At 62.4% G+C, this 22,508-nt stretch carries 23 protein-coding genes; 18 read left to right on the top strand and 5 right to left on the bottom strand.

Translation table 11 applies throughout. From position 1 onward, the window contains the following. The first annotated feature begins 28 nt into the window (after positions 1-28). The 8 genes from ACZ51H_RS15650 to ACZ51H_RS15685 all read left to right on the top strand — a co-directional run bounded on the left by ACZ51H_RS15650 (position 29) and on the right by ACZ51H_RS15685 (position 6,294). Positions 29-976: an acetaldehyde dehydrogenase (acetylating) gene (locus ACZ51H_RS15650; RefSeq protein WP_464803007.1), complete on the top strand. Its 948-nt coding sequence runs from the start codon at positions 29-31 to the stop codon at positions 974-976. Between the two features lie 26 nt (positions 977-1,002). Further along, the gene (gene dmpG, locus ACZ51H_RS15655; protein WP_464803008.1) at positions 1,003-2,049 is read left to right on the top strand and encodes a 4-hydroxy-2-oxovalerate aldolase; all 1,047 of its coding nucleotides are present in this window, start codon (positions 1,003-1,005) and stop codon (positions 2,047-2,049) included. Between the two features lie 62 nt (positions 2,050-2,111). Beyond that, positions 2,112-2,930 (top strand): sugar phosphate isomerase/epimerase family protein, encoded by an 819-nt coding sequence (locus tag ACZ51H_RS15660; RefSeq protein ID WP_464803009.1) that lies wholly within the window; start codon positions 2,112-2,114, stop codon positions 2,928-2,930. 37 nt (positions 2,931-2,967) lie between these two features. After that, positions 2,968-3,924 (top strand): alpha/beta hydrolase, encoded by a 957-nt coding sequence (locus ACZ51H_RS15665; RefSeq protein WP_464803010.1) that lies wholly within the window; start codon positions 2,968-2,970, stop codon positions 3,922-3,924. Between the two features lie 108 nt (positions 3,925-4,032). Continuing rightward, positions 4,033-4,515: an Lrp/AsnC family transcriptional regulator gene (locus ACZ51H_RS15670; protein WP_196227017.1), complete on the top strand. Its 483-nt coding sequence runs from the start codon at positions 4,033-4,035 to the stop codon at positions 4,513-4,515. Further along, entirely contained in the window at positions 4,512-4,997 is a 486-nt protein-coding gene (locus tag ACZ51H_RS15675) for an Lrp/AsnC family transcriptional regulator (protein ID WP_449468773.1), read from the top strand. Before ACZ51H_RS15670 ends, ACZ51H_RS15675 begins: the two co-directional genes overlap by 4 nt. A gap of 71 nt (positions 4,998-5,068) precedes the next feature. Next, positions 5,069-5,575, top strand: a complete 507-nt coding sequence (locus ACZ51H_RS15680) for a nuclear transport factor 2 family protein (RefSeq protein WP_449468775.1) — start codon at positions 5,069-5,071, stop codon at positions 5,573-5,575. A gap of 206 nt (positions 5,576-5,781) precedes the next feature. After that, positions 5,782-6,294 (top strand): DinB family protein, encoded by a 513-nt coding sequence (locus ACZ51H_RS15685; RefSeq protein WP_460988730.1) that lies wholly within the window; start codon positions 5,782-5,784, stop codon positions 6,292-6,294. A gap of 43 nt (positions 6,295-6,337) precedes the next feature. Here the strand turns inward: ACZ51H_RS15685 and ACZ51H_RS15690 are convergent, their stop codons facing one another. Continuing rightward, a complete protein-coding gene (locus ACZ51H_RS15690; RefSeq protein ID WP_460988732.1) occupies positions 6,338-7,126 on the bottom strand; it encodes an SDR family oxidoreductase in 789 nt (262 codons plus the stop codon). Positions 7,127-7,293: 167 nt separating this feature from the next. Here ACZ51H_RS15690 and ACZ51H_RS15695 point away from each other — a divergent pair, with 167 nt between their 5' ends. Together ACZ51H_RS15695 and ACZ51H_RS15700 are read left to right on the top strand one after the other, a co-directional pair. Continuing rightward, on the top strand, positions 7,294-8,076 hold the full coding sequence (locus ACZ51H_RS15695) for a glucose 1-dehydrogenase (protein ID WP_460988734.1): 783 nt from the start codon (positions 7,294-7,296) through the stop codon (positions 8,074-8,076). Between the two features lie 46 nt (positions 8,077-8,122). After that, positions 8,123-8,680 (top strand): carboxymuconolactone decarboxylase family protein, encoded by a 558-nt coding sequence (locus ACZ51H_RS15700; RefSeq protein ID WP_449468780.1) that lies wholly within the window; start codon positions 8,123-8,125, stop codon positions 8,678-8,680. A gap of 147 nt (positions 8,681-8,827) precedes the next feature. Here ACZ51H_RS15700 and ACZ51H_RS15705 read toward each other — a convergent pair whose 3' ends face one another. After that, complete coding sequence (locus ACZ51H_RS15705) at positions 8,828-9,640, bottom strand: EthD family reductase (RefSeq protein WP_464803011.1); 813 nt, start codon at positions 9,638-9,640, stop codon at positions 8,828-8,830. Positions 9,641-9,659: 19 nt separating this feature from the next. Continuing rightward, on the bottom strand, positions 9,660-10,448 hold the full coding sequence (locus ACZ51H_RS15710; RefSeq protein ID WP_460988738.1) for an SDR family oxidoreductase: 789 nt from the start codon (positions 10,446-10,448) through the stop codon (positions 9,660-9,662). Between the two features lie 274 nt (positions 10,449-10,722). Between ACZ51H_RS15710 and ACZ51H_RS15715 the strand changes: the two genes are divergently transcribed. Continuing rightward, positions 10,723-11,592 carry an LLM class flavin-dependent oxidoreductase gene (locus tag ACZ51H_RS15715; RefSeq protein ID WP_464803012.1) on the top strand — a complete coding sequence of 290 codons (870 nt, stop codon included), beginning with the start codon at positions 10,723-10,725 and terminating at the stop codon, positions 11,590-11,592. Here ACZ51H_RS15715 and ACZ51H_RS15720 read toward each other — a convergent pair. After that, complete coding sequence (locus tag ACZ51H_RS15720; RefSeq protein ID WP_464803013.1) at positions 11,579-12,679, bottom strand: helix-turn-helix transcriptional regulator; 1,101 nt, start codon at positions 12,677-12,679, stop codon at positions 11,579-11,581. The two genes, ACZ51H_RS15715 and ACZ51H_RS15720, sit on opposite strands and share 14 nt — an antisense overlap. A 78-nt stretch (positions 12,680-12,757) precedes the next feature. Here ACZ51H_RS15720 and ACZ51H_RS15725 point away from each other — a divergent pair, with 78 nt between their 5' ends. From ACZ51H_RS15725 to ACZ51H_RS15755, 7 genes are all read left to right on the top strand, one after another. Continuing rightward, positions 12,758-13,387 carry a nuclear transport factor 2 family protein gene (locus tag ACZ51H_RS15725; protein WP_460988744.1) on the top strand — a complete coding sequence of 210 codons (630 nt, stop codon included), beginning with the start codon at positions 12,758-12,760 and terminating at the stop codon, positions 13,385-13,387. A 6-nt stretch (positions 13,388-13,393) separates the two neighbouring features. Further along, positions 13,394-14,467, top strand: coding sequence for an alkene reductase (locus ACZ51H_RS15730; protein ID WP_464803014.1), 1,074 nt, complete (start codon positions 13,394-13,396; stop codon positions 14,465-14,467). A gap of 38 nt (positions 14,468-14,505) precedes the next feature. Then, positions 14,506-15,297: an SDR family NAD(P)-dependent oxidoreductase gene (locus ACZ51H_RS15735; protein WP_464772722.1), complete on the top strand. Its 792-nt coding sequence runs from the start codon at positions 14,506-14,508 to the stop codon at positions 15,295-15,297. Positions 15,298-15,302: 5 nt separating this feature from the next. Next, positions 15,303-16,118 (top strand): SDR family NAD(P)-dependent oxidoreductase, encoded by an 816-nt coding sequence (locus ACZ51H_RS15740; RefSeq protein WP_464803015.1) that lies wholly within the window; start codon positions 15,303-15,305, stop codon positions 16,116-16,118. 23 nt (positions 16,119-16,141) lie between these two features. Continuing rightward, positions 16,142-16,897 carry an SDR family NAD(P)-dependent oxidoreductase gene (locus tag ACZ51H_RS15745; RefSeq protein ID WP_464803016.1) on the top strand — a complete coding sequence of 252 codons (756 nt, stop codon included), beginning with the start codon at positions 16,142-16,144 and terminating at the stop codon, positions 16,895-16,897. A 31-nt stretch (positions 16,898-16,928) separates the two neighbouring features. Then, a complete protein-coding gene (locus ACZ51H_RS15750; protein WP_464803017.1) occupies positions 16,929-18,392 on the top strand; it encodes an FAD-dependent oxidoreductase in 1,464 nt (487 codons plus the stop codon). Between the two features lie 99 nt (positions 18,393-18,491). After that, positions 18,492-19,988 carry a flavin-containing monooxygenase gene (locus ACZ51H_RS15755; protein WP_464803018.1) on the top strand — a complete coding sequence of 499 codons (1,497 nt, stop codon included), beginning with the start codon at positions 18,492-18,494 and terminating at the stop codon, positions 19,986-19,988. A 169-nt stretch (positions 19,989-20,157) separates the two neighbouring features. Here ACZ51H_RS15755 and ACZ51H_RS15760 read toward each other — a convergent pair whose 3' ends face one another. Continuing rightward, on the bottom strand, positions 20,158-22,305 hold the full coding sequence (locus ACZ51H_RS15760; protein WP_464803019.1) for an oxidoreductase: 2,148 nt from the start codon (positions 22,303-22,305) through the stop codon (positions 20,158-20,160). Positions 22,306-22,508: the final 203 nt, after the last annotated feature.

Genomic DNA, 22,508 nt, shown 5'->3' on the forward strand with positions numbered 1-22,508 from the left:
TTGCGGGCGATGCCGTGAGGAGTAAGTAATGACGGGCAAGGTCAAGGCGGCGATCATCGGGTCGGGCAATATCGGCACCGACCTCATGATCAAGATGATCAAATATCCCCAGAATATGGAACTGGTGGCCGTGGTCGGCATCGACGAGGCGTCCGAAGGCCTCGCCATGGCGCGCGAGCGCGGCGTCGCCACCACCCATGAAGGCCTTGAAGGCCTCATGAAGATGGATGTCTATCCCGACATCGGTATCGTGTTCGACGCGACCTCCGCTTACGCCCACAAGGTCCATGACGAAGCGCTGCGCAAGGACGGCAAGCAGGTGGTCGACCTCACCCCCGCCGCGATCGGCCCCTACACCATCCCGACGGTCAATGGCGAAGCCAATCTCGATGCTGGCAACGTCAACATGGTGACCTGCGGCGGGCAGGCGACGATCCCGATGGTTGCCGCCGTCTCCCAGGTCGCGACCGTCCATTATGCCGAGATCGTCGCGTCGGTCTCCTCGCGCTCGGCGGGTCCGGGCACCCGCGCCAATATCGACGAGTTCACCCGCACCACCGCAGGCGCCATCGAAAAGGTCGGCGGCGCGGCGCAGGGCAAGGCGATCATCATCCTCAATCCCGCCGAACCGCCGATGATCATGCGCGACACCGTGTTCACTTTGTCCGAAGGCGCGGATGAAGAGACGATCCGCGCCTCGGTCGAGGCGATGGTCAAGAAGGTGCAGGCCTATGTGCCGGGCTATCGCCTCAAGCAGGACGTGCAGTTCGAGCGCTTTGGCGACAACAACAAGCTCACCATCCCCGGTCGCGGCGAGTTCACCGGCATCAAGACCATGATCCTGCTCGAGGTCGAGGGCGCGGGCGATTATCTGCCCAGCTATTCGGGCAATCTCGACATCATGACCGCCGCCGCCAAGGCGACCGGCGAGCTGCTCGCGCAGCGCATCGCCCAGGGCAAGACGGTCGCCGCTTGAAGCGCGCGCCCACGGAGTATCAAGACATGACCAGCACATTCAACGTCGAGGCGGGCGACAAGCTCTACATTCAGGACGTGACGCTACGCGATGGCATGCACGCCATCCGCCACATGTACGGCATCGACCATGTGAAATCGATCGCCAAGGCATTGGATGACGCAGGCGTCGACGCGATCGAGGTTGCCCATGGCGACGGCCTCAATGGCGCGAGCTTCAACTATGGTTTCGGCGCGCATACCGATTGGGAATGGCTCGAAGCGGTCGCTTCGGTGCTGACCAAATCCGTGCTCACCACGCTGATCCTGCCGGGCGTCGGCACGGTCGAGGAACTGCGCCGCGCCTATGACATCGGCGTGCGCTCGGTGCGGGTCGCGACCCATTGCACCGAGGCCGACGTCTCGAAACAGCATATCGGCATCGCCCGCGATCTTGGCATGGACGTCTCGGGGTTCCTGATGATGAGCCACATGATCGATGCCGAGAAGCTCGCGGCCCAAGCGCTGCTCATGGAAAGCTATGGCGCGCAGTGCGTCTATGTGACCGACAGCGGCGGCGCGCTCGACATGGACGGGGTCAAGGCCCGGTTCGAAGCCTATGACCGGGTCTTGAAGCCCGAGACCCAGCGCGGCATCCACGCTCACCATAATCTCTCGCTCGGCGTCGCCAACTCGATCGTCGCGGCGCAGTGCGGCGCGGTGCGGATCGACGCCTCGCTGACCGGTATGGGTGCGGGCGCGGGCAACGCGCCGCTCGAGGTGTTCATCGCCGCTGCCGAGCGCAAGGGCTGGAACCATGGCTGTAACGTCATGGCGCTGATGGACGCGGCCGAGGATCTGGTTCGCCCCTTGCAGGACCGGCCGGTTCGGGTCGATCGCGAGACCCTCGCGCTGGGCTATGCCGGGGTTTATTCCTCGTTCCTGCGTCATGCCGAAAAGGCCGCCGAAACCTACGGCCTCGACACCCGCACTATCCTCGTTGAACTCGGCCGTCGCAAGATGGTCGGCGGGCAGGAGGACATGATCGTCGATGTCGCCCTCGACATGGTCAAGGCGCGCGAAGCCGCGGCCTGATCAGCCGCCGGGCGCGGCTTGTCCGCGCCCGGCACGGCTCATGCGGAACAGGAGGAGAGGATATGGCCGATAGACGCCTGTCGCTCGACCATATCACCGTCACCGACACCACCCCCTGGCAGCTGGCGCAAATCGCCGCACAGGTGGGCTGCGCAGGCATCTGCCCGTTCCTCCATTCCATGGAGGTGCTGCCCGCCATGCCCAGCTATGACCTGGTGCGCGACCCCCAGGCGCTGCGCCAGACCCGCGATGCGCTCGCCGCCACCGGGGTCACGGTCGACCTCATCTACCCCTTCACCATGGCGGGGCGCACCAATCCCGCTGACTTCATCCCCGCGCTCGAAACCGGCGCCGCGCTTGGCGCGCCCCTCGCCAATGTCCTGTGCTACGACCGCGATCCCATCCGCCGCACCGAGAAGCTCGTCGAACTGGCCGAGCTTGCTTCAGGGTTCAACATCGCCCTCGCAATCGAATTTTATCCCCCCTCCCAGGTCCAAACCTTAAGGGCCGCCCTCGACGAAATAGCCCGTTCCGGCCGATCCGACATCAAGGTCACAGCCGACCTCCTCCACATCATGCGCGGACCCGAACCAGACACCAGCTTCGCCCTCCTTGCCCACCCCGCCATCGCCATCGCCCAGATAGCCGACGGCCCAACAACCATCGATCCCAGCGAACTCGAACGCGAAGCCGGCATCCAGCGGCAACTCCCCGGACAAGGCACGTTCAATATTCCAGCGTTCCTCCACGCCCTCAATCCCAACACACCAATCAGCGTCGAAATACCCCAGCAAGACGCCATCGAACAAGGCATCAACCCGCAAATGCGGGCGCAAATGGCGGTGGATTGCGTGAAGGAAGTGGTGAAAAGAACGCACTGAAAAACAAGAAATAGGAAAATAGGAAAAATAGGAGAGTATGATGCGTGACTTGATCGACCCCACCCTGTTGCCGGGGTTGGAGTTCATGCCGGCGCTGGACATCACGGCCGAGAGCCTGCCTGCGATACGCGAAGGCATGGAGCAGATGACCGCGATGGCGCCTGAGCCGCAGGATAGTGGTGTTGAATGGCGGGAGGAGCGGATCATCGCGCCCGATGGGCATGAGCTGTTGGTCAGGGTTTATCGTCTGGCCGATGCGCAAGGGACTCTGCCCGCGATCCTGCATATTCATGGCGGCGGCTATGTGATGGGGTCGGTGCGTACCAATCACCTTTCCAACATCGAGCTTGCGCTTTCCGCTTCCGCCCTCATCGTTTCGGTCGATTATCGGCTCGCGCCGGAAACGGTGGCGCCGGGCGCGGTCGAGGATTGTTACGCGGCGCTGCAATGGTTGCATGACGGCGCGGCGCAGCTGGGCGTCGATCCCAAGAGGATCGCCATTCGCGGCGAGAGTGCGGGCGGCGGGTTGGCCGCTGCTTTGGCGCTGCTGGCACGCGACCGGGGCGGCCCGGCGATCGCGCACCAGAACCTGATCTATCCGATGCTGGACGACCGCACCTGCATCACTCGCCAGCCCGAACATCTGGGCGCATTCGTGTGGACGCCGCAGGCCAACGCCTTTGGCTGGCGATCCCTGCTGGGTAAGGAGCCCGGATCGGCGGACGTATCGCCCTACGCGGCCCCCGCGCGGGCGGAGAGCCTGGCTGGTTTGCCGCCCGCTTTCATCTGCGTGGGCGCGCTCGATCTCTTTCTGGTGGAGGACATGGATTATGCCCGGCGGCTGATCGAAGCAGGCGTTGCGGCAGAACTGCACGTATATCCGGGGGCCTATCACGGTTTTGACGTGACGCCCGACGCCGCGCCAGTCCGCCAGATGAAGCGCGACGCGGTCGCGGCCCTTCGCAAGGCGCTGCATCCCGCCGAAACACGGTAGGATGAGCGGCAGATAGCCGCGCAAATTACGGCGGCATCAGCTTTGACACTGGTGCTGCCCGCAAGTGCGCGCTATTAAACCGGCTACATTTTTGAAGGCGGGGCAAGAATGCAGATCAGAAGCGGGCGGAAAACGACGCCGCCATCGCTGGATACTCTCGATACGAATATCATAGAGATACTCCGGACCAACGGCCGCGCAACCAATCAGGAAATTGCAGAACGGCTGTCCGTTACCGCTGCCACCGTTTCGGCCCGGCTGCAAAAGATGGACGACGGGAAAGCGATGCGCGTCGTTGCCGTCACCGATTTTGCGGCCCATGGTTATAATGTGATCATCGCCTTGGGCGTGAAGGTCCAGGGCCGCAATGTTCAGGAGGTTGGCCGCGATCTGGCCGATCTTCCCGAAGTGCTGAGCGTCAATGTCATGAGCGGCGACCATGATGTGGAATTGCTCGTCGCGCTGAGGGATTTTGGCGAGGTGCAGGAGATGTTGTTCGAGCATATCGCCAGCGTGGACGGGGTCGTTCACATCACATCAGGGGTGGCGGTGGATATCGTGAAATATGAATTCAACGTGGTGCCGCTGTGACCGGGAAGGCCGATTGGGCGCGCCTGGACAAGCTGGACCAGGGGATCGTCGAAAAGCTGGCCCGCGACGCGCGCATTTCCAACCGCGCCATCGCCGCCGAACTGGGCGTGACGGAGGGCACCATTCGCACACGCGTCAAGCGGTTGCAGAATGAAGGGCTGATCCAGTTCACCGTCGTCACCGATTTCCGCATGGCGGGATCGCCCAACCTTTGCATGATGGGGATCGATGCCGATCCATCCCATGTGTCGGAGTTGGCGCGCCGTCTATCCGAAATTCCGGAAATCACCTGCGTTATCGTTCTGCTGGGCCGTTACAGCCTGTTGGCGATGGGGCTGTTCACCAATATCGAGCAATTGAACGATCTGGTGACGGAGCGCATTCGGCCGATGCCGGGCGTCCAGCGGGTGGAAACGTCCGTGTCCGTTCATAATTTGAAATATGAGGCTGGCATCGCGAAAATCACGCGAGAGACGCCCTAAAACAGGCGGGGACGGTCGATCTGTCCAACCGCAGAAAAACGGGGGGAGGTTCAACCCCTGAGGAGAGTATCATGTCGATCAATCTGGAAGAGCTTGCCGCCCGCGTGACGGCATTGGAGGACGTCAACGCCATCCGTCAGTTGAAGGCGCGTTACCTGCGCGCCTGTGACCTGAAGCTGGTGGACGAGTTGCGTGAGACGTTTCTGCCGCAGGGCATAAGGCTGGATTACCAGAATTTCCCGCTATTCACGGATCGCGACGAGTTTATCGCCATATTCCAGAAAATGGCGATGGCGGGCGGCGTTTATGACATTCACCATGCGACCAATGCGGATATCGAATTGGTGAGCGCGGATGAAGCGCGTGGGCTGTGGTCGCTCAATTTCCGGACGATCATTCTCGCCACGCGGTCGGTGACCCGGCTCGCGGTGGAATATCAGGATGTCTACCGCAAGCAGGACGGGCGTTGGTGGATCGCGGAGTCTGTGAGCCGCGTCACGTCCATCCTGACCGAAGAGATTGGCGAAGATGGTACGCCGCGTTACCTGGCCTGGGGTGAGATGCCCGCTGCGGCTTGAGTTCGTGAGGGCAGGGGCGCGATCGTTGCTCCTGCCCTCCATTTGAGGACTAGAGCGTGATCCGATCAGATTGGATCGGATCACGCTCTATTTGTCTTTTGTTTTCCGCATTTTCCGAGCCAGCAGATGACGCCATCTGTTTCGAAAATGCTCTAGCTGGCACTTCCGAACTGGAGAATTGCAGCTTCTGGCAAATTGGGGATTGTATGGCCGCCTCTGTCAAAATGCAGATCATGCAGATGGCGCGCTATCATGGTTGGGCGACTGAACGCGTTTTGGAGGCCGTGGCGTCGATCCCGGACGAACCTTATCATAAGTCATGCGGCCTCTTTTTCGGATCGATCCACGGAACGCTCAATCATCTGCTGCTGACAGACAGCGAGATTTGGTATCCGAGATTTACGCAGGCGCAGACAACGGCTCTTTCCCTCGATGCAGAGTTGGAGAGCAATCGCGCGCTACTCGCGTCCCGCTTGATCGCGGCAACGGCCCGCTGGCGCGGCTATGTCGATAATCTGGACGAGGCCGCATTGGCTGACGATCTTCGCTATATAATGACGACGGGGCAGGCTCGCGCGCTTCCGATGTCAAGCGCGCTGCTCCATGTCTTCAATCACGCTACGCATCACAGAGGCCAAATTACCGCCGCGATTTCAATGCTGGGCTTCCAGTATGAACCGCTTGATCTGCCTTTCCTGATATTTTCCGAACAGGTGTAGACGGCGACGAGCTTCGCCTGACCCTGCCACTCGCATGATCGTGTCAGGGCGCCATCCAATGGCCGCCGTTTACGTCCAGCGCCGCGCCGGTGACGACTGCCGCATAATCGGAAAGCATCATCAGTACCGCGCGGGCGCAGTCATCCTGGGGCGGGATGATGCCGAGGGGAATGTCCTTGGTCACGGCCGCGATGACGTCTTCCGCGCTGGTTCCTTCCGTCACGAGGGAGTCGATATAGGCTTGCACGGGCGCGCCGTATATCCAGCCCATGCGGCAGCTGTTCACTCGTATTCCGAACCGGCCGAGATCGGCGGCCATATATTTGGTGAGGACGTTGAGGCCGCCTTTCGACACGGCATAACCCATTTCCATGCCATGTTCGCCGCCAGCGGGCCGAAGCGTGCCGATGGTCGAAACATTGACCACCGCGCCGCCGCCTTTCAGATGGGGCACGCAAGCGCGTGTCAGGCGCAGTGCGCCGAGGCAGTTGACGTCATAGATTTTGGCCCATTGGGCTTCGTCCGCATTGTCAACGAAAGTCCATTCGCCGTGATAATAAGCGCTGTTGATGAGGCCGTGGATGCGCCCGCCAAATGTCGTGGTCGCCTTTTCAGCGAGATCGCGGCATTGCCCTTCATCGCTGACGTCGCATTTAACGGCTATGGCTTGTCCGCCCTGATCCGCGATTTCGGTGCGCACCTGTTCGAGATAATCGATGTTGCGGGCGCCCATGACGACCTTTGCGCCTTCCTGCGCGGCGAGTTTTGCGAGCGCCTGACCCATGCCGGGGCCGACGCCGCTGATCACGATCACCTTGTCCTTCAACAGCATCGCTGCGCTCTCCTTTCCGGGATTTCTGGCGCCTTTTGAGACCAAGGCCCGATTCCGGTTGCCCTTGTTCTTGCGCCGGTTTATCCACGCGTATCAAGATGTCTGCGAAGAAATAACGCCAGAATGCGTATCGCGGTGCGGAAATTTTTTTGGAGAGGCAGGGCGCCATGGGCCGTTTGCAGGGTAAGGTTGCGATCATCACCGGGGGCGCTCGCGGCATGGGCGCCGCCACCAGCCGACTCTTTGCCGAGGAGGGCGCGAAGGTCGCCATCACCGATGTGCTGGACGAGGTCGGCACGCAACTGGCGACCGAACTGGGTGAGGCGGCGCGCTTCTATCATCATGACGTGACGAGCGAGCAGGGCTGGGCCGAACTGGTCGGCGCGGTCGAGGCGGATTTAGGGCCGGTCGACATATTGGTGAACAATGCGGGCATATTGCTGTTCCGCACACTGCTGGACACCAGCCTTGCCGAATATGAGCGCGTGTTGAAGGTCAATCTGACCGGCGAATTTCTGGGCATCAAGGCCGTCGCGCCGGGGATGATCGCCCGTGGCAAGGGTGCGATCGTCAACATCTCTTCGGTCGATGGGATGAAGGGGGCGAACGGGCTTGCCGCTTATTCATCCAGCAAATGGGGCGTGCGGGGGCTGACCCGTGTCGCCGCGCTGGAGCTTGGCCATCGGGGCATTCGCGTCAATTCGGTGCATCCGGGCGGCGTGGATACGGTGATGACCAATCATGACGGATCGACGCGGGAAAAGGTGAGCGAGCGGTTCGGCAATGTGCCGCTGCAACGGGTCGGCGCGCCGGAGGAAGTGGCGCGCGCGACCCTGTTCCTGGCGAGCGACGAGGCATCCTATCTGGCGGGCGCGGAGATCGCCGTGGATGGCGGCATGCTGACCGGGCAATATTATGCACAATTTCCCGGTGCGCCGGGCGTGGATTGAATAGCGGGCGTGTGAACAACAAAACAGCGACATAAGGAGAGATGCCATGATCCGTATCGACTTACCCGAGCAGGATGCCGCCGACCCCTATGGCTATGCATCGCGCAATTATGCGCGCGAGATCATGGGGGCAGCGGGCGGCTTTTCGAAAGCGGTCTATCAGCATAGCCTGTTGTCGCTGCGGGAATTTGAAGGCGCGCGGTCGCGGACGGCGCAGATAAACGGTTGTGTCATCTGCCAGCAATTTCGCGCGGCGCGGGACGTTCAATCGATGTTTGCCGCATCGGGGCAGCGGCCGGGGCATACGGTTGCCGACAATGGATCAGCGCCCGATGAGGACTTTTATGCGGCGGTCGAGAATTGGCGGACGTCGCCTGTCTTCAGTCCTCGCGAGCGGACGGCGATTGAATTTGCGGAGCGCTTTGCGCAGGAGCCGAAGTCGATCGCGCAGGATGAGGATTTCTGGGAGCGGGCGCATGCGCTGTTTTCGGACGAGGAGATTGTCGACCTGGCGCATAGCGTGGCGGCATGGGTTGGACTGGGCCGCGTTGCGCATGTGCTGGGGTTTGACAGCGTGTGTCTGCCCTTTGCCGAGGTGGCGTGAGGTGAGGGCGCTATCCATTATTTAAACGCTTAAATCCGTTCGTGCAGAGCCTGTCGAAGGGTTTCACATCTCTTTAGAAGAAGAAGGCTTCGACAAGCTCAGCCCGAACGGGGGTAGGGGGCGGTGTTGGGCTCAAGCCCTGACTTATCAGCCGAGATTGCCGGGTTCAGCGTGCAGGATCATCGGGTCGCCTGTGTGCGCGGCCCAGATCGCGTCGCGGCGTATGATGCGCCAGCCTTCGGCGCGCCTTTCCCACTGATCGACATATTCGCCGTTGGAATCGAATATGGGTCCGGCGGGGTCGTTCACCCGCTGATGCCGGGCCTGCACATAGGATCGGCTCGTCGCGCGGTCGCCATCGACATCGACCAGGATGCTGCCGATGAGATGCTGCGTGCCGCCGCAGCGGTCGAGGAAGCGGCGCATGTTGGCGGTGAGCGCCGCCATACCGTGCTGGTCGCCGCCGGTGCCATAGTCGAAGCTGATGTCCTGCGCGAAGACGTCGCTTAAGTGGTCCCACTGTTTATTGTCGAGGATGCGGGCGAAGCGGGACAGGCCTCGTATGATTTCCCGTTCGTCCAGCAATGCCTGGAGGGTGATGGCGTTGGGCATGTCTGCACCTCTTTCATCGACCACCAGCATACGCGTTGCCGTGCGGTCGAGGAAGTTTTCCTCATCCTGCGCGATCTGGTTGGCGATGTCCTCTTGCGCGGCGGCGGCGGTGAAGCGGTCATAGGCTGCGCGGTCGGCGAGCCAGATTTCGGTGATCACGTCGAAGTCGATCGGCGCCGCGCCCGGAAACAGGAAGGCGCCCTCCAGCTCCACATAGTTGCGCCGATAATCGACTATGCCCGGCAGCAGGCGCCGTATCAGGGGCGCGTGCTGGGTTTCATAATAAGCGATAAAGTCTTCGCGCGAGAGATCCGGCCTGCGTTTCAGTAGTGCGATGCATTTGAACATGGGCGCACCTCCTTGACGATTAGGGCGCCATCCACTGGCCGCCGTTGACGTCCAGCGATGCCCCGCTGACAACGCGCGAATAGTCGGAGATCATCATCAACACGGCGCGGGCGCAGTCATCTTCTGGTGGGATGATGCCGATGGGGATATTCTTGGTGACGCCCGCGATCACATCATCACGCTTGAAACCGGCGTCCACCTGCGAGGCGATGAAGCCTTCGACCGGCTCGCCATGAATCCAGCCCATGCGGCAGGTGTTGACGCGGATGCCGTGGCGGCCAAGGTCGGACGCCATATATTTGCCCAGCGTGTTGAGCGCGCCCTTTGCCACCGCATAGGGCATTTCCATGCCGCCTTCGGTGCCATAGGGATTGACCGTCGCCATGGTGGACACGTTCACGACCGCGCCGCCGTCGCGCAGATAGGGGACGCAGGCGCGCGTGAGGCGGAGGGCGCCGAGGCAGTTGACGTCGAACGCCTTGGCGAAGTCACCCAAGTCGGCATTATCGACAAAGCACCAGTCGCCGTGGAAATAGGCGCTGTTGACGAGGCCGTGGACGCGTCCGCCAAATTCGGCGGCGGCGCGTTCGGCCAGCGTCTTGCACTGAGCTTCATCGCTGACGTCGCAGGGGACGGCGATGGCTTTGCCGCCCTTTGCCTTGATGTCGCTGCACACTTCATCGAGGAAGGCCTGGTTACGGGCGGCGAGCACGACGCTCGCGCCTTCGGCGGCGGCTATCCGGGCCAGCGCCTGACCCATGCCGGGGCCAACGCCACTGACGATCACGACCTTGTCCTTGAGAAGCATCCTCTTTCCTTTCCTGATCCTTTTGCCGCCTGCCCCTCATGCGGGGTGCAGCTTTGGCGCATAGGATAGGTGAAAAAAACAATTGATCAATGCGCTTTTTGCGACGCTGTATGCCATTTACGCCGACATATGCGTAGCAGAGAGCGCGAATGCGCACGAACCGGATCATAGGCGGAGTTGACTGAATTTCCCGCTGAAGGGATAAGGTCGAAAGCATCGGGTCTGATCGGCGTAGCCCGCCGGGCCTGAGAATAATATGTGGAAGGAGAGGACGATGCGCTTTCATCTGGGCGAGTCGATGACCGCGATCCAATATTACGCGCCGCTGGCAAAGGCGGCCGAAGCGGCGGGCTATGCAGGGTTCACGGTGCCCGACAGCCTGATCTATCCGAAAAGTTCTGGCACCAAATATAGCTATACCGACGATGGCGGGCGCGAATTCCTGGAGAACAAGCCGTTCCTCGAGTCGTTCATCCATGTGACCGCGATGCTCGCCGCGACGCAGACGCTGGAGGTGACGACCAATGTCGTGAAGCTGCCAGTGCGCCCGCCGCTCTATGTCGCGAAGATGGTGGCATCGATCGAGGCGCTGTTCGACAACCGTTTCAACTTTGGCGTGGGCCTGAGCGTGTGGCCGGAAGATTATGCGGTCATGGGCGTGCCGTGGGAAGGGCGGGGCAAGCGGTTCGATGAGTGCATCGATATCGTCCGGGGCCTCACCAATGGCGGCTATTTCGAATATCATGGCGAGTTTTTCGACTTGCCCCCCGTGAAGCTCAATCCTGTCCCGACAAAGCCGGTGCCGATCCTGATCGGCGGTCATTCCGACCCTGCGCTGAAGCGCGCGGCGCGCAACGATGGCTGGATGTTTGCGGGGGGTGGCATGGATATGATGCTGCCGATGTTGGAGAAGCTGGCGGCGTATCGGGAGGAACTTGGGCGCAAGGACGCGCCATTCCGCATCTTCGGTTCGGCCATGGGGGAGGTCGATCTGGATATGATCCGTCGGCAGGAAGATGCGGGCGTGACTGATGTCGTCGCCTCTTTCCGCAATCTCTATGCGGTGGAAGAAGATAGTCAGCCGTTGCAGGAGAAGATCGACGATCTCAACCGCTTTGCCGAGAAGATCATCAGTCGATACTGATCGGCGTTTCCCGGCCGCCCTGGCGCAGTTCGCGCCAGCGGCTAGGCGATGATCCTGTCCATTGCTGGAAAGCGCGGCGGAAGGCGCCGGTGTCGCTGAACTGCGTGCGGCGGCCCACTTCGGTGATGGTGAGCCGGGGGTCGTCCAGCAGCCGGGTCGCGAGGGCGCGGCGCGCTTCGGTTTTCAGCTGCACGAGCGATGTGCCTTCATCGGCAAGGCGGCGTTTCAGCGTGGCGACGCTGATGCTGAACTGGCGGGCAAGTTGGGACGCGGTGGCGGGCGCTTCGCCACTTCCCAGCATGGCGCTGAAGAGGTGCTGGATGCGCTCCGACAATGGCGCGTCGAGCGATTGCGACTGTTCGACGTCGAAGGGGAAGCGTTCGAGCAGATGCTCCAGTTCATGATGGCTGCGTAGGACCGGGCGGTCGAGATAGCTGGCGGGGAAACGCAGGCTGTTTTCCGGTGCGCCATGCTGCATGGGCACGGGCATGAGGTAGGAAATGGTCTGCTCGTCCAGCAGCGGTGGATAGCGCATCGCTGCGCCGAGCAGCGGAATATCCTCGCCGATCAGCCAGCCGAATAGCCGGTAATAGGTGGAAAGGCCCGCAAGGTCGGACACATAGGCGCTGGCGTTCCGGATATGGCGCGGGGTTGCCATGTCGAGCCGCGCGACGCCGTCATCGACCTTCAGCCGCAGCCGCCCTGCGCGCGGCCCGATAAGCTCGGAAAAGCGATCCGTGCGATCGATCACATCCGCCAATGTGCGGCAGGTGATGATGCAGTGGCAGAGCATGTCCACCCCCGCCTTGGTCAGGGGCTCGCGTCCTTCCTGACGGGCGGCCTGCGCATCGAGAGCCCAGGTGCAATGGGCGTAGAGGCGGGTGAAATCATCCTGCGAAAGCCCGCGCTGCGCGGCGGTTCCGCCGATCGGCGGCCCTATGAGGTGGGACAGGCGCGCCTGCCGCAGCAGATCGGCGGGATCGACGCCGATTTCCGCCACCAGCCGCAGCAGATCGCGGGCGATGGCGACGGGGACACGCGTCGCCACCGGACGCGACAGATGTTTGGTGTTGAGCCGTTTTGTCATGACCTTTGAGCTATTCTGGCATTTCCAGAGGCAGGGAGAAAGGGGAAACAAACGGTTCAAATAGAAAGGATCGAGAGGGTGGCGGACGAGAGCCTGATTGCGCGCATAGACCGACTGGAATCGCTGGATGCGATCCGTCAGCTGGCCGCGAAATATTCGCTGGCGCTGGACATGCGCGACTCCGACGCCTGGGTGAACCTGTTCCCCGAAGATGTGAAGGTCGGTGGCGGCAAGCAGGGGCGCAAGGAACTGCGCGACTGGTTCGACGAAACCCATTCGATGCAGTTTGATGGCACGTCCCATCATATTGGCGGGCACATTATCGATTTCGATGATCCCGACCATGCGCAGGGCGTCGTCTATTCGAAAAATGAGCATGAGACCGGCGCCGAATGGGTCATCATGCAGATGATGTATTTCGATAAATATGAGCGGATCGACGGCCGCTGGTATTTCCGCCGCCGCTTGCCGCTTTACTGGTACGCGACGGACCTCAACAAGCCGCCGATCGGTGATCGCAAGATGCGCTGGCCGGGCGTGCAGCCCTATCATGGCAGTTTCCACGACCTGTTCCCGAGCTGGAAAAGCTATTGGGACCGGCATGGGCAGCCGCATGATGGCCCGGTCGATGCGCCCGCGCCGCTGGAAAAATTCATTGAAACGATGCGGCGCGGCGCTCCGCTGCCCAAGCCGCGCGTACGGAGCTGATTTGCTATGACGGATATTTTCTCGCCCGTGACATTGGGTGACATTGCGCTGTCCAACCGGGTCGTCATGGCGCCGATGACCCGCGACCGGGCCGGACCGGGCGATGTGCCGACCGACATCATGGTCGAATATTATCGTCAGCGCGCGAGTGCCGGGCTGATCGTGACGGAAGGGACGCAGCCTTCGCCCGTCGGCAAGGGATATTGGCGGACGCCCGGCATCCATAGCGCGGCGCAGGTCGAAGGATGGCGCAAGGTCGCCGACGCCGTGCATGGCGGGAGCGGAAAGATCGTCATGCAGCTGATGCATGTCGGCCGCGCCGCCGTGCAGGCGAACAAGGATGCGGACGCAGAGACGGTTTCGCCGTCAGCCATTCAGTGCCCGGACAAGATCCCCGGCCCTGATGGCGTTCCGGTGGAAACGGTCGTGCCCCGCGCGCTGGAGACAGATGAGATTCCCGGCGTCATTGCGGAATATGTGACGGCGGCGCGCAACGCGATCGCCGCTGGTCTGGACGGGATCGAGCTGCATTGCGCCAGCGGTTACCTGCCGATGCAGTTCCTGTCATCGAACAGCAATCACCGGACCGACCGCTATGGCGGGTCGGTGGAGAACCGCATTCGTTTCGTGGTCGAGTTGCTGGAGGCGCTGGCCGACGCCGTGGGTGCGGGCCGGGTCGGCTTCCGTATCTGTCCGGGCGTCAAGTTCAACGGCATGGATGATGCGAACCCGCATGAAACCTATGCTGCGTTGTTGAACGCTATCGACGGCATGGGCCTGGCCTACTGCCATCTGATCCACATTCCGCTGGAAGGGCAGGACGCGCTGGAGCTGGTCCGTGCCAACTGGAGCGGCGCGGTGATCGAGAATGGCGGCCTGAACCTGGAGAAGGCTGCGGCGGTGGTCGCGGAGGGGAAGGCCGAGGCAGTGTCCTTCGGCTATCTCTACATCGCTAACCCCGATCTGGTGGAGCGTTTCCAGACGGGGGCTGCGCTCAACAAGGCCAACAAGGCCAGCTTCTACACGGGCAGTGGCGACGATCGGGTCGGTTATCTGGATTATGCGCTGCTGGACGCATGAGCGGCGGGTAGGGTCACAAGACTATAAGGAGAGGTAATATGGCAAAGCTGCTGGAAGGGCGCACGGCGCTCGTCACCGGGGGTGGGCAGGGTGTTGGTCAGGGCATCGTGCGGGCGCTGGCCGCTGCCGGGGCGAATGTCGCGATCGCGCAGCGCAAGGCTGATCAGGGCGAGGAAGAGGCGCAATATCTGCGCGATACGCATGGGGTTGACGCCTTTTTCATCCGTACGGACGTGACGCAGCGCGCCGAGGTGGAAGCCATGGTCGAGGCCGTGCATCAGCGGTTCGGGCGGCTCGACATATTGGTCAACAATGCGGGCGCCAGCTTCCCCAAGCGGATCGAGAAGCATAGCGACGAGGATATGGAGGGATCCTTCGCCCTCAACTATTATGCCGTGTTCTGGGCCATGAAGGCGGCCTTCCCGATCATGAAGGCGCAAGGCTATGGCCGCGTGATCAACCTGGGATCGCTGAATGGCGTCAACGCGCACATGTTCACCGTCGCTTATAATGCCAGCAAGGAAGCGATGCGGGCGCTGACCCGGACGGCGGCGGTGGAGTGGGGGCCGCACGGCATTACCTGCAACACCATCTGTCCTTCCGCGACGAGTCCGCAGGCTAAGGATTATTTCGCGGCCAATCCGGAGATGACGCAGGCGATCCTGCAACAGGTTCCGGCCGGGCGTTTCGGCGACGCGGAAGCGGATATTGGTCCGATCGCGGTGTTCCTGGCGAGCGAGGGCGGCGGCTATATGAGTGGCAACACCCTCTTTGCCGATGGCGGCGCGCATGTGAACGGCGTCGCCTGGCGTCCTGAAGTAGAGGATTGATCGCCATGGAACGGCTGAAAGGAAAACGCGCTGTCGTGACCGGCGGCGCGCAGGGGATTGGTGCGGCTATTGCGCGGCGGCTCGCTGCCGAAGGGGCGACGGTCGCGATACTTGATCTGGATGCGGCGGCGGCTGGCGCGGTGTTGCCTGCGCCGCATGTGGGGATTGCCTGCAACGTGGCGGACACAGCTTCGGTGGACAGGGCCTTTGCGCAGGTGAAGGAGGCGCTGGGCGGCGTCGACGTGCTGGTCAATAATGCCGGGCGGGGTAGCGCGGCAGGCGACGGCATGGACCGCTATTATGCGGCGCAGGGGGAGCGGGCTGAGCAAATCGCGCGGGGCGAGGCGCCGACGACCTTTGTCGATCAGACGATCCATTGCGGGGATGAGGGCTGGTCCGGCGTGCTGGCCGTGACGTTGGACGGTACGTTCAAATGCAGCCGGGCGGCGGTTCGGTTGATGGCGGAACAGGGGACTGGCGGGAGCATCGTCAACATCGGTTCGACGTCTGGCGTGAAGGGCGATGGGCCTATCCCTTATTGCGCGGCCAAGGCGGCAGTGCTGGGCATGACGCGGGCGATGGCGCGGGAGCTGGCGGATCGCGGCATCCGGGTCAATGCGGTTAATCCCGGTGCAACCGAGACGCCGATCTATGCCACTTTGCCAAGCGAAATGAAGGACATGATCGCGGCGGACAGCCTGATGAAGCGTCTGGCCCAGCCCGACGAGATCGCGGGGGCCGTGGCGTTTCTGGCAGGCGATGACGGCAGCTTTGCCACGGGCAGCATCGTGACCGTGAATGGCGGGGCTTACTTCACATAAATCAGAGCGGATCGGAGCAGGACATGAAGGCACTGGAAGGCAAGGCAGCGATCGTAACCGGCGGCGCGCGCGGGGTGGCCAAAGGTGTGGCGACGGCCTTCGTCAAGGCGGGAGCCCGCGTGCTGATCGTCGATCGGGAGGAAGAGCTTGGCCGCGCGACCGAGGTGGAATTGCGGGCGCTGGGCGGGGATGTGCATTTCATGGCCGTCGATCTGGCGCAGCGGGCGGAGTTGCCGAAAATCGTCGAGGCGGCGGTCGGGCATTTCGGCGGATTGGATGTGCTGGTGAACGCGGCGCAGGCTTCGCGCCAGTTGCCGATGGCCGAAACGACCGACGAGGCCATGGAACTTGCTTTCGACACCGGCTTCTGGCCGACTTTCGTGTTGATGCGTGAAGCCTATCCGCATCTGGTTAGAGCCAAGGGGTCGGTCATCAACTTCGCGACCGGCGCTGCGTTCGATGCGATCCCGACGCAGGGGTCTTACTGCGCGGCGAAGGAAGCGATCCGCGCCATTTCCAAGATCGCCGCCAGCGAATGGGGCGCGGAGGCGGTGCGGGTGAACATCATTTGCCCGTTCGCCAATTCGCCGGGCGTGATGGCGTGGAAGGAATGGGCGCCCGCCGATTATGATACGCAGATCAGCAAGGTATCACTGAAGCGCATTGGCGATTGCGAAAAAGATATTGGCGCGGCCGCCGTTTTTTTGGCAAGCGACGCGGCAGGTTATATCACCGGCCAAACGCTGATGGTGGATGGGGGGCAGACAAAGGCCTTCTGATCTCGATCGCATAAGGAGAGGACAGCTTTTCGTGACCGACATTTCGCTTCATCGCCCCTATCCCGCCAGCAAGGTCGAACGGTGGGATTTCGAAACCGACGTCGCGGTGATCGGCTTTGGCGCGACGGGTGCGTGCGCCGCGATCGAAGCGGCGGCGGGAGGCGCGCGGGTTATGCTGTTCGAACGTGGTTCGGGCAGTGGCGGCGCGTCGGCCTTGTCGGGCGGCGAGATTTATATCGGCGGCAGCGGTGGGACGGATGCCCAGCGCGCGGCGGGGTTCGAGGACAGCACGGAGGATATGGCCGCCTATCTGAAGGCGGCGGGCGGGCCGTGCGCGGACGAGGCGAAGTGCGATCTTTATGCGCAGGAGTCGCTCAACCACTATGCCTGGCTGAAGGAGCAGGGCATCCCCTATCGCGGCAATTATCTGCCCGGCAAGCATATCGAGCCGACGGACGATTCCACCCTGATCTGGTCGGGCAGCGAAGCGGCATGGCCCTTTTGCGAGATAGCGAAGCCTGCCCCGCGTGGGCATGTGATCGCCCATATGGGTTGGGGCGGCGGGCGGCCGATGGTCGATCTGCTGGAGGCTCGCGCGAAGGCGCTTGGCGTTGAAGTGACGACCGATGCCCGCGCCGTGGCGCTGGTGCAGGATGAAGCGCGGCGGGTCGTCGGGGTCATCGTGCGCATCGACAATGTCAACCGCTTCGTTCGGGCGGCGAAGGGCGTTATCCTCTGCACGGGCGGCTTTGCCTTCAACGAAGATATGCGCCGCCGTTATTGCCCGGAAACGTTCAAGATCAGCAGCCCGATCGGCGATCAGGATGATGGCGTGGGGATCGAACTGGGCGTCAGCGCGGGCGGTGACGCCGTCCATATGGAGCAGTTCTTCACCACCTGTCCCTGGACCATGCCCGAACCGCAGGCCTATGGCGTGTTCGTCAACCAGATGGGCCAGCGCTTCATCAACGAAGATTGCTATCATGGCCGGGTGAGCCGCGTTGCGGTCGACCAGATGGGCGACAGGGTCTATCTGTTGCTCGACATCGCCCATTTTGACGAGCCGCTCCCGATGGCTGGCATGACGATCGCGGGCACTGGCGACAGCTGGGAAGAGGTCGAGGCGGAACTGGAAATGGCGCCGGGCACGCTGTCGGCCACCATGGCCTTCTATAATGAACATGCGCGGGAGGGGCGCGATCCGCTGTTCCATAAGCGCGCGCCGATCCTGACGCCTTTGGATCAGGGGCCGTTCGTGGCGCTGGAGCTGAATTTCGCGACCAGCTATTTCAGCTTCTTCACGCTGGGGGGACTGCGGACCTCGACCGATGGCGAGGTGCTGGACCGGACTGGCGCGCCGGTCGCGGGCCTGTTCGCGGCGGGGCGCTGTACTTCGGGTCTTCCGGCCTGGGGGCATGGTTATAGCTCCGGCCTCAGCCTTGCCGACTGCACCTTCTTCGGGCGTCAGGCCGGGCGAAAGGCGGCGCGGGGCTGATCTTCGCCTGTCGGTCAAGACCTGATCCATTTGCATGATGCGCGGCGCTGCCCGTCGCATCATCATGATGGTCAGAAACACAACCGACAGGAGAGTGACTTGTCCATCGATCAGGGCCGCAAAGGTCTGCGTTTCGCAATTATTGGAGCGGGCATGGCGGGCATCCTTGCCGCCATCCGCCTGCGCCAGGCGGGCGAGGATTTCACCGTTTATGAAAAGGCCGGGCGGCTGGGCGGCACCTGGCGGGAAAACCGCTATCCGGGCCTGACCTGCGACGTGCCAGCGCACGCCTATACCTATAGTTTCGAGCCCTATGCGGAATGGGACGCCTATTATGCCAAGGGCGGTGAAATACAGACCTATTTCGAAAAGACGGCCGAGAAATATGGCATTATGCCGCACGTCCGTTTCAACAGCGAAGTCGTATCAACGGCTTGGGACGAGGGCGCTGGCCTCTGGCGGCTGGGCTTGATCACCGGCGAAGAGGTTGAGGCCGAAGTCGTGATTGCCGCTTCGGGTGTGCTGCACCATCCCAAGCTGCCCGACATTGAAGGGCTGGACAGTTTCGAGGGGCAGGCTTTCCACAGTGCCCGCTGGCAGGATGATGCCCCGGTCGATGGCGCGCGGGTGGGCGTGATCGGCAATGGTTCGACGGGCGTGCAGATCATCACGGCACTGAGCACGCGGGCGTCGAAACTGGTGCATTTCCAGCGATCGCCGCAGTGGATCATGCCTGTTCCCTATTTCCAGTATAGCGAGGAAGAAAAGGAAGCATTCCGTCGCGATCCCGCGCTGATCGACGACATTCGCAACAACAAGGAATATTGGGACAATATCTTCCGCTTTACGCACGCGATCACGGACACGCATGGTCCGGAGATCGCGGCGATCGAGCAATATTGCCTCGACAATCTGGAAAACAGCATTCGCGATCCTGAGCTGAAGGAAAAGTTGCGCCCCAATTATCGGGCGGCGTGCAAGCGGCTGATCTACAGCTGGTCCTATTATGACGCCGTGCAGCACCCCAATGTCGAGGTGGAGCGTGACCGCATCGCGCGCGTCGAAGCCAAGGGCGTGCGGATGGAGGATGGACGGCTCCATGAACTTGATACGCTGGTGCTGGCGACGGGCTTTCATGCTGATCGCTTCATCCGGCCGACAACGGTGCTGGGGCGGGATGGCGTTTCGCTGGACGATGTGTGGTCCGTTCGGCCGACCGCTTATTATGCGGTGACGATACCGGGCTTTCCGAACTTCTTCATGCTGAATGGGCCGACCGGGCCTGTCGGCAACTTCTCGCTGATCGATATTGCGGAGAAGCAATGGGCCTATGTCGATCAGCTGCTTGCCCTCCTCCGATCCGGAGAGGCGCGGACGGTCGAACCGAGTGCCGACGCCCATGCCGACTATGAGGAAAGGCGCATCGCGGCGGCGCGGACCACGATCTTCGGTTCGGGTTGCAGCAGCTGGTATCTGGATGCGACCGGCGTCCCGGCTAGCTGGCCTTGGAGCTATGAGGCGTTTGCCGATGCCATGGCGGCTCCGGTGTTGGCGGATTATCGGGTTGAGGCTGGGGCGGAATTGGTCGGGCGCTAGGAATTTTTGATCCCTCAATTCCGTTCACCCTGAGCCTGTCGAAGGGCCTTACTTCTTTTTAGAAGTAGAGGGCTTCGACAAGCTCAGCCCGAACGGGGGAGGGGGCAGATCAAATGCAAAAAGGGGAGCGTTGCGGCGCTCCCCTTTTTTCTGACGCTCTATAGTGCGATCAGCGGCCCATTGCCGCCACAGCCTCAGCCGCGCCACGGATCGCGCCTTCGATATAGGTGACGCCAGTGCCGTCGCCGACCTCCACCACATCATGGCCTTGTGCACGGAGCGCGTTGGCGAGGGTGGAGTCGCCGTGGGCGCCCATGGCCACCACGACATGATCGGCAGCGACGCTCTTTTGCTCACCGTCTGCATTGGTGAAGGTGACGTTGTTCTTGCCGATCGCGATCCCGCTCGCGCCGGGGAACATCGCCACGCCATGTTCGCGCAGTTCCGCCAGCAGGCGCATGCGGCGCACCAGCAGCAGGCCGCCGCCGAACTTCACGGCTTCGCCGATGACCGTCACTTCACGGCCACGCTCCATCAGGAATTCGGCGAGTTCCACGCCGACCAGTTCGCCGCCGATGATGACGACGCGCTTGCCGAGCGGCATCCAGGCGTGGGTCGCCTTGCGCACCAGATCGAGATTGGCGGTTGCGCCGGTCGCGGCGCCGAGCTTCGTCGCGACGCGGGTCGTCCAGCTGGTCTTGCGGCGGATTTCAGCGGAGTCCTCGCCCAGCATCATGCCGCGCAGATCGTCGCCCGACAGCACGAAATCCTGATCATTGCCGGGGATCGGCGGCATGTCGCGCACGGCGCCGGTCGCGACGATGACCTTGTCGGGCATCAGGCTGGCGATCAGTTCCGGGGTCGCTACCGTCTTCAGGCGCACATCGACCTTCGACTGGCCGATCTGGTCGCGCAGCCAGTTGAGCAGCCGCTCATTGGGTTCATAAGCGAGACCCGCGAAGCGCAGCGTGCCGCCCAGACGATCGGATTTTTCAATGAGCGTGACCTTGGCGCCAGCAAGGTCCAGCCTGCGCGCAGCCTCCATACCACCGGGGCCGCCGCCCACGATCACGACATGGCCGGGGACCTTGGCCGGGGACCAATCGAGGTCCTCGTAACCTGTTTCCGATCGCACGGCGCAGCGCACCTGTTCGCGCAGATAGGCGGTGCTGACGCAGGTATAGCAGTAGATGCAGGGGCGGATGTCGGCGACCCGGCCCTCCGTCAGCTTGCGAGGCAGGTCCGGGTCCGCGAGCAGCTTGCGGCCCATGGCGAGGAAGTCGAATTCGCCCTGCGCCAATCCCTTTTCGCCACGGTCGATTTCTACCCGGCCCGATGCGATTACGGGGATGGAAACGACCTTCCGGATGGCGGCGGCGGCTTCCAGATTGAAGGCGGGTTCGTGCGGGATGTTGGAGCCGGAGTGGAGCTTGCCCTGGCCAACGTCATGATAGGCGGTGATGGTGAGGGCGTCGGCGCCCGCTGCTTCGACCAATGGCGCCAGTTCGAGGGCATGGTCGATGGTGATGCCGTTCTTCTTGCCCAGTTCGCGCGAGTCCATCTTGACCCACATCGGGAAGTCGGGGCCGACCGCCGCGCGAACGGCGCGCACGACTTCCAGCAGCAGGCGCGCGCGGCCCGGCACGTCGCCGCCATATTCATCCTGCCGCGTGTTGGTGGACGGCGACACGAAGGAGGAGAGGAGGTAGCCGTGGCCGCCATGGATTTCCAGGCCGTCCATTCCGGCGCGCTTGGCACGGAGTGCTGCGTCGGCGAACTGGCGGACGGCATGGTCGATGTCGGCCTTCTCCAGAACCTTGATTTCCGGCACCACGCCGCCCGCGAATGCCGCCATTTCTTCTGGCAGGAAATAGTCGGGGAAGTCGCCCGCGAAGGGGGGCGGATAGGCCGGAGCCCAAAGGGGATGGCCGTCCTGCGCGCTATGCCCGGCGACGAGGCCGCCATGGTGAAGCTGTGCCGCGATTCGGCCGCCGGCTGCGTGGACGGCCTCGGTCAGCTTTGTGAGACCCGGCAGGAAACGATCGTCGGAAATTGCAGTCTGGTTGGGCTGAACCGCGCCCACGGGCCACGCGACGCCGGTGACGCCCATGATGATCAGGCCCGCGCCGCCCTTTGCCTGCGCGACATGATAATCGATCAGGCGCTGGCTGACGGTGCCGTCTGCTTCGGCCAGGCTGACGCCCATGGCGGTGACGATGATTCGGTTGGGGAGGGCCAGCGCGCCGATCTGGCCCGGACTGGTGAGAGATGCAGGCGCTGCGCCCGACCGTGATTGTGAAAGGGCAGCGGTCATCATGATCTCCTAGATTTGCCACATGCGTATGGTCGTCATCCTTTTATCGCGTTCTTTGTCGTTAGTCAGGCAAAAATAATGGTGATCGCGTAAGAATTTGCGCGATCTATTCCCGATTGATCGCTTGGCGCAAATTTGATCGGGATGAACAATAAAAAAGGGGACGATCACCCGATCGCCCCCTTTCATTCTTTTCGAGCTTAGGA

The organism is Sphingobium sp. TomMM15, assembly GCF_055397045.1.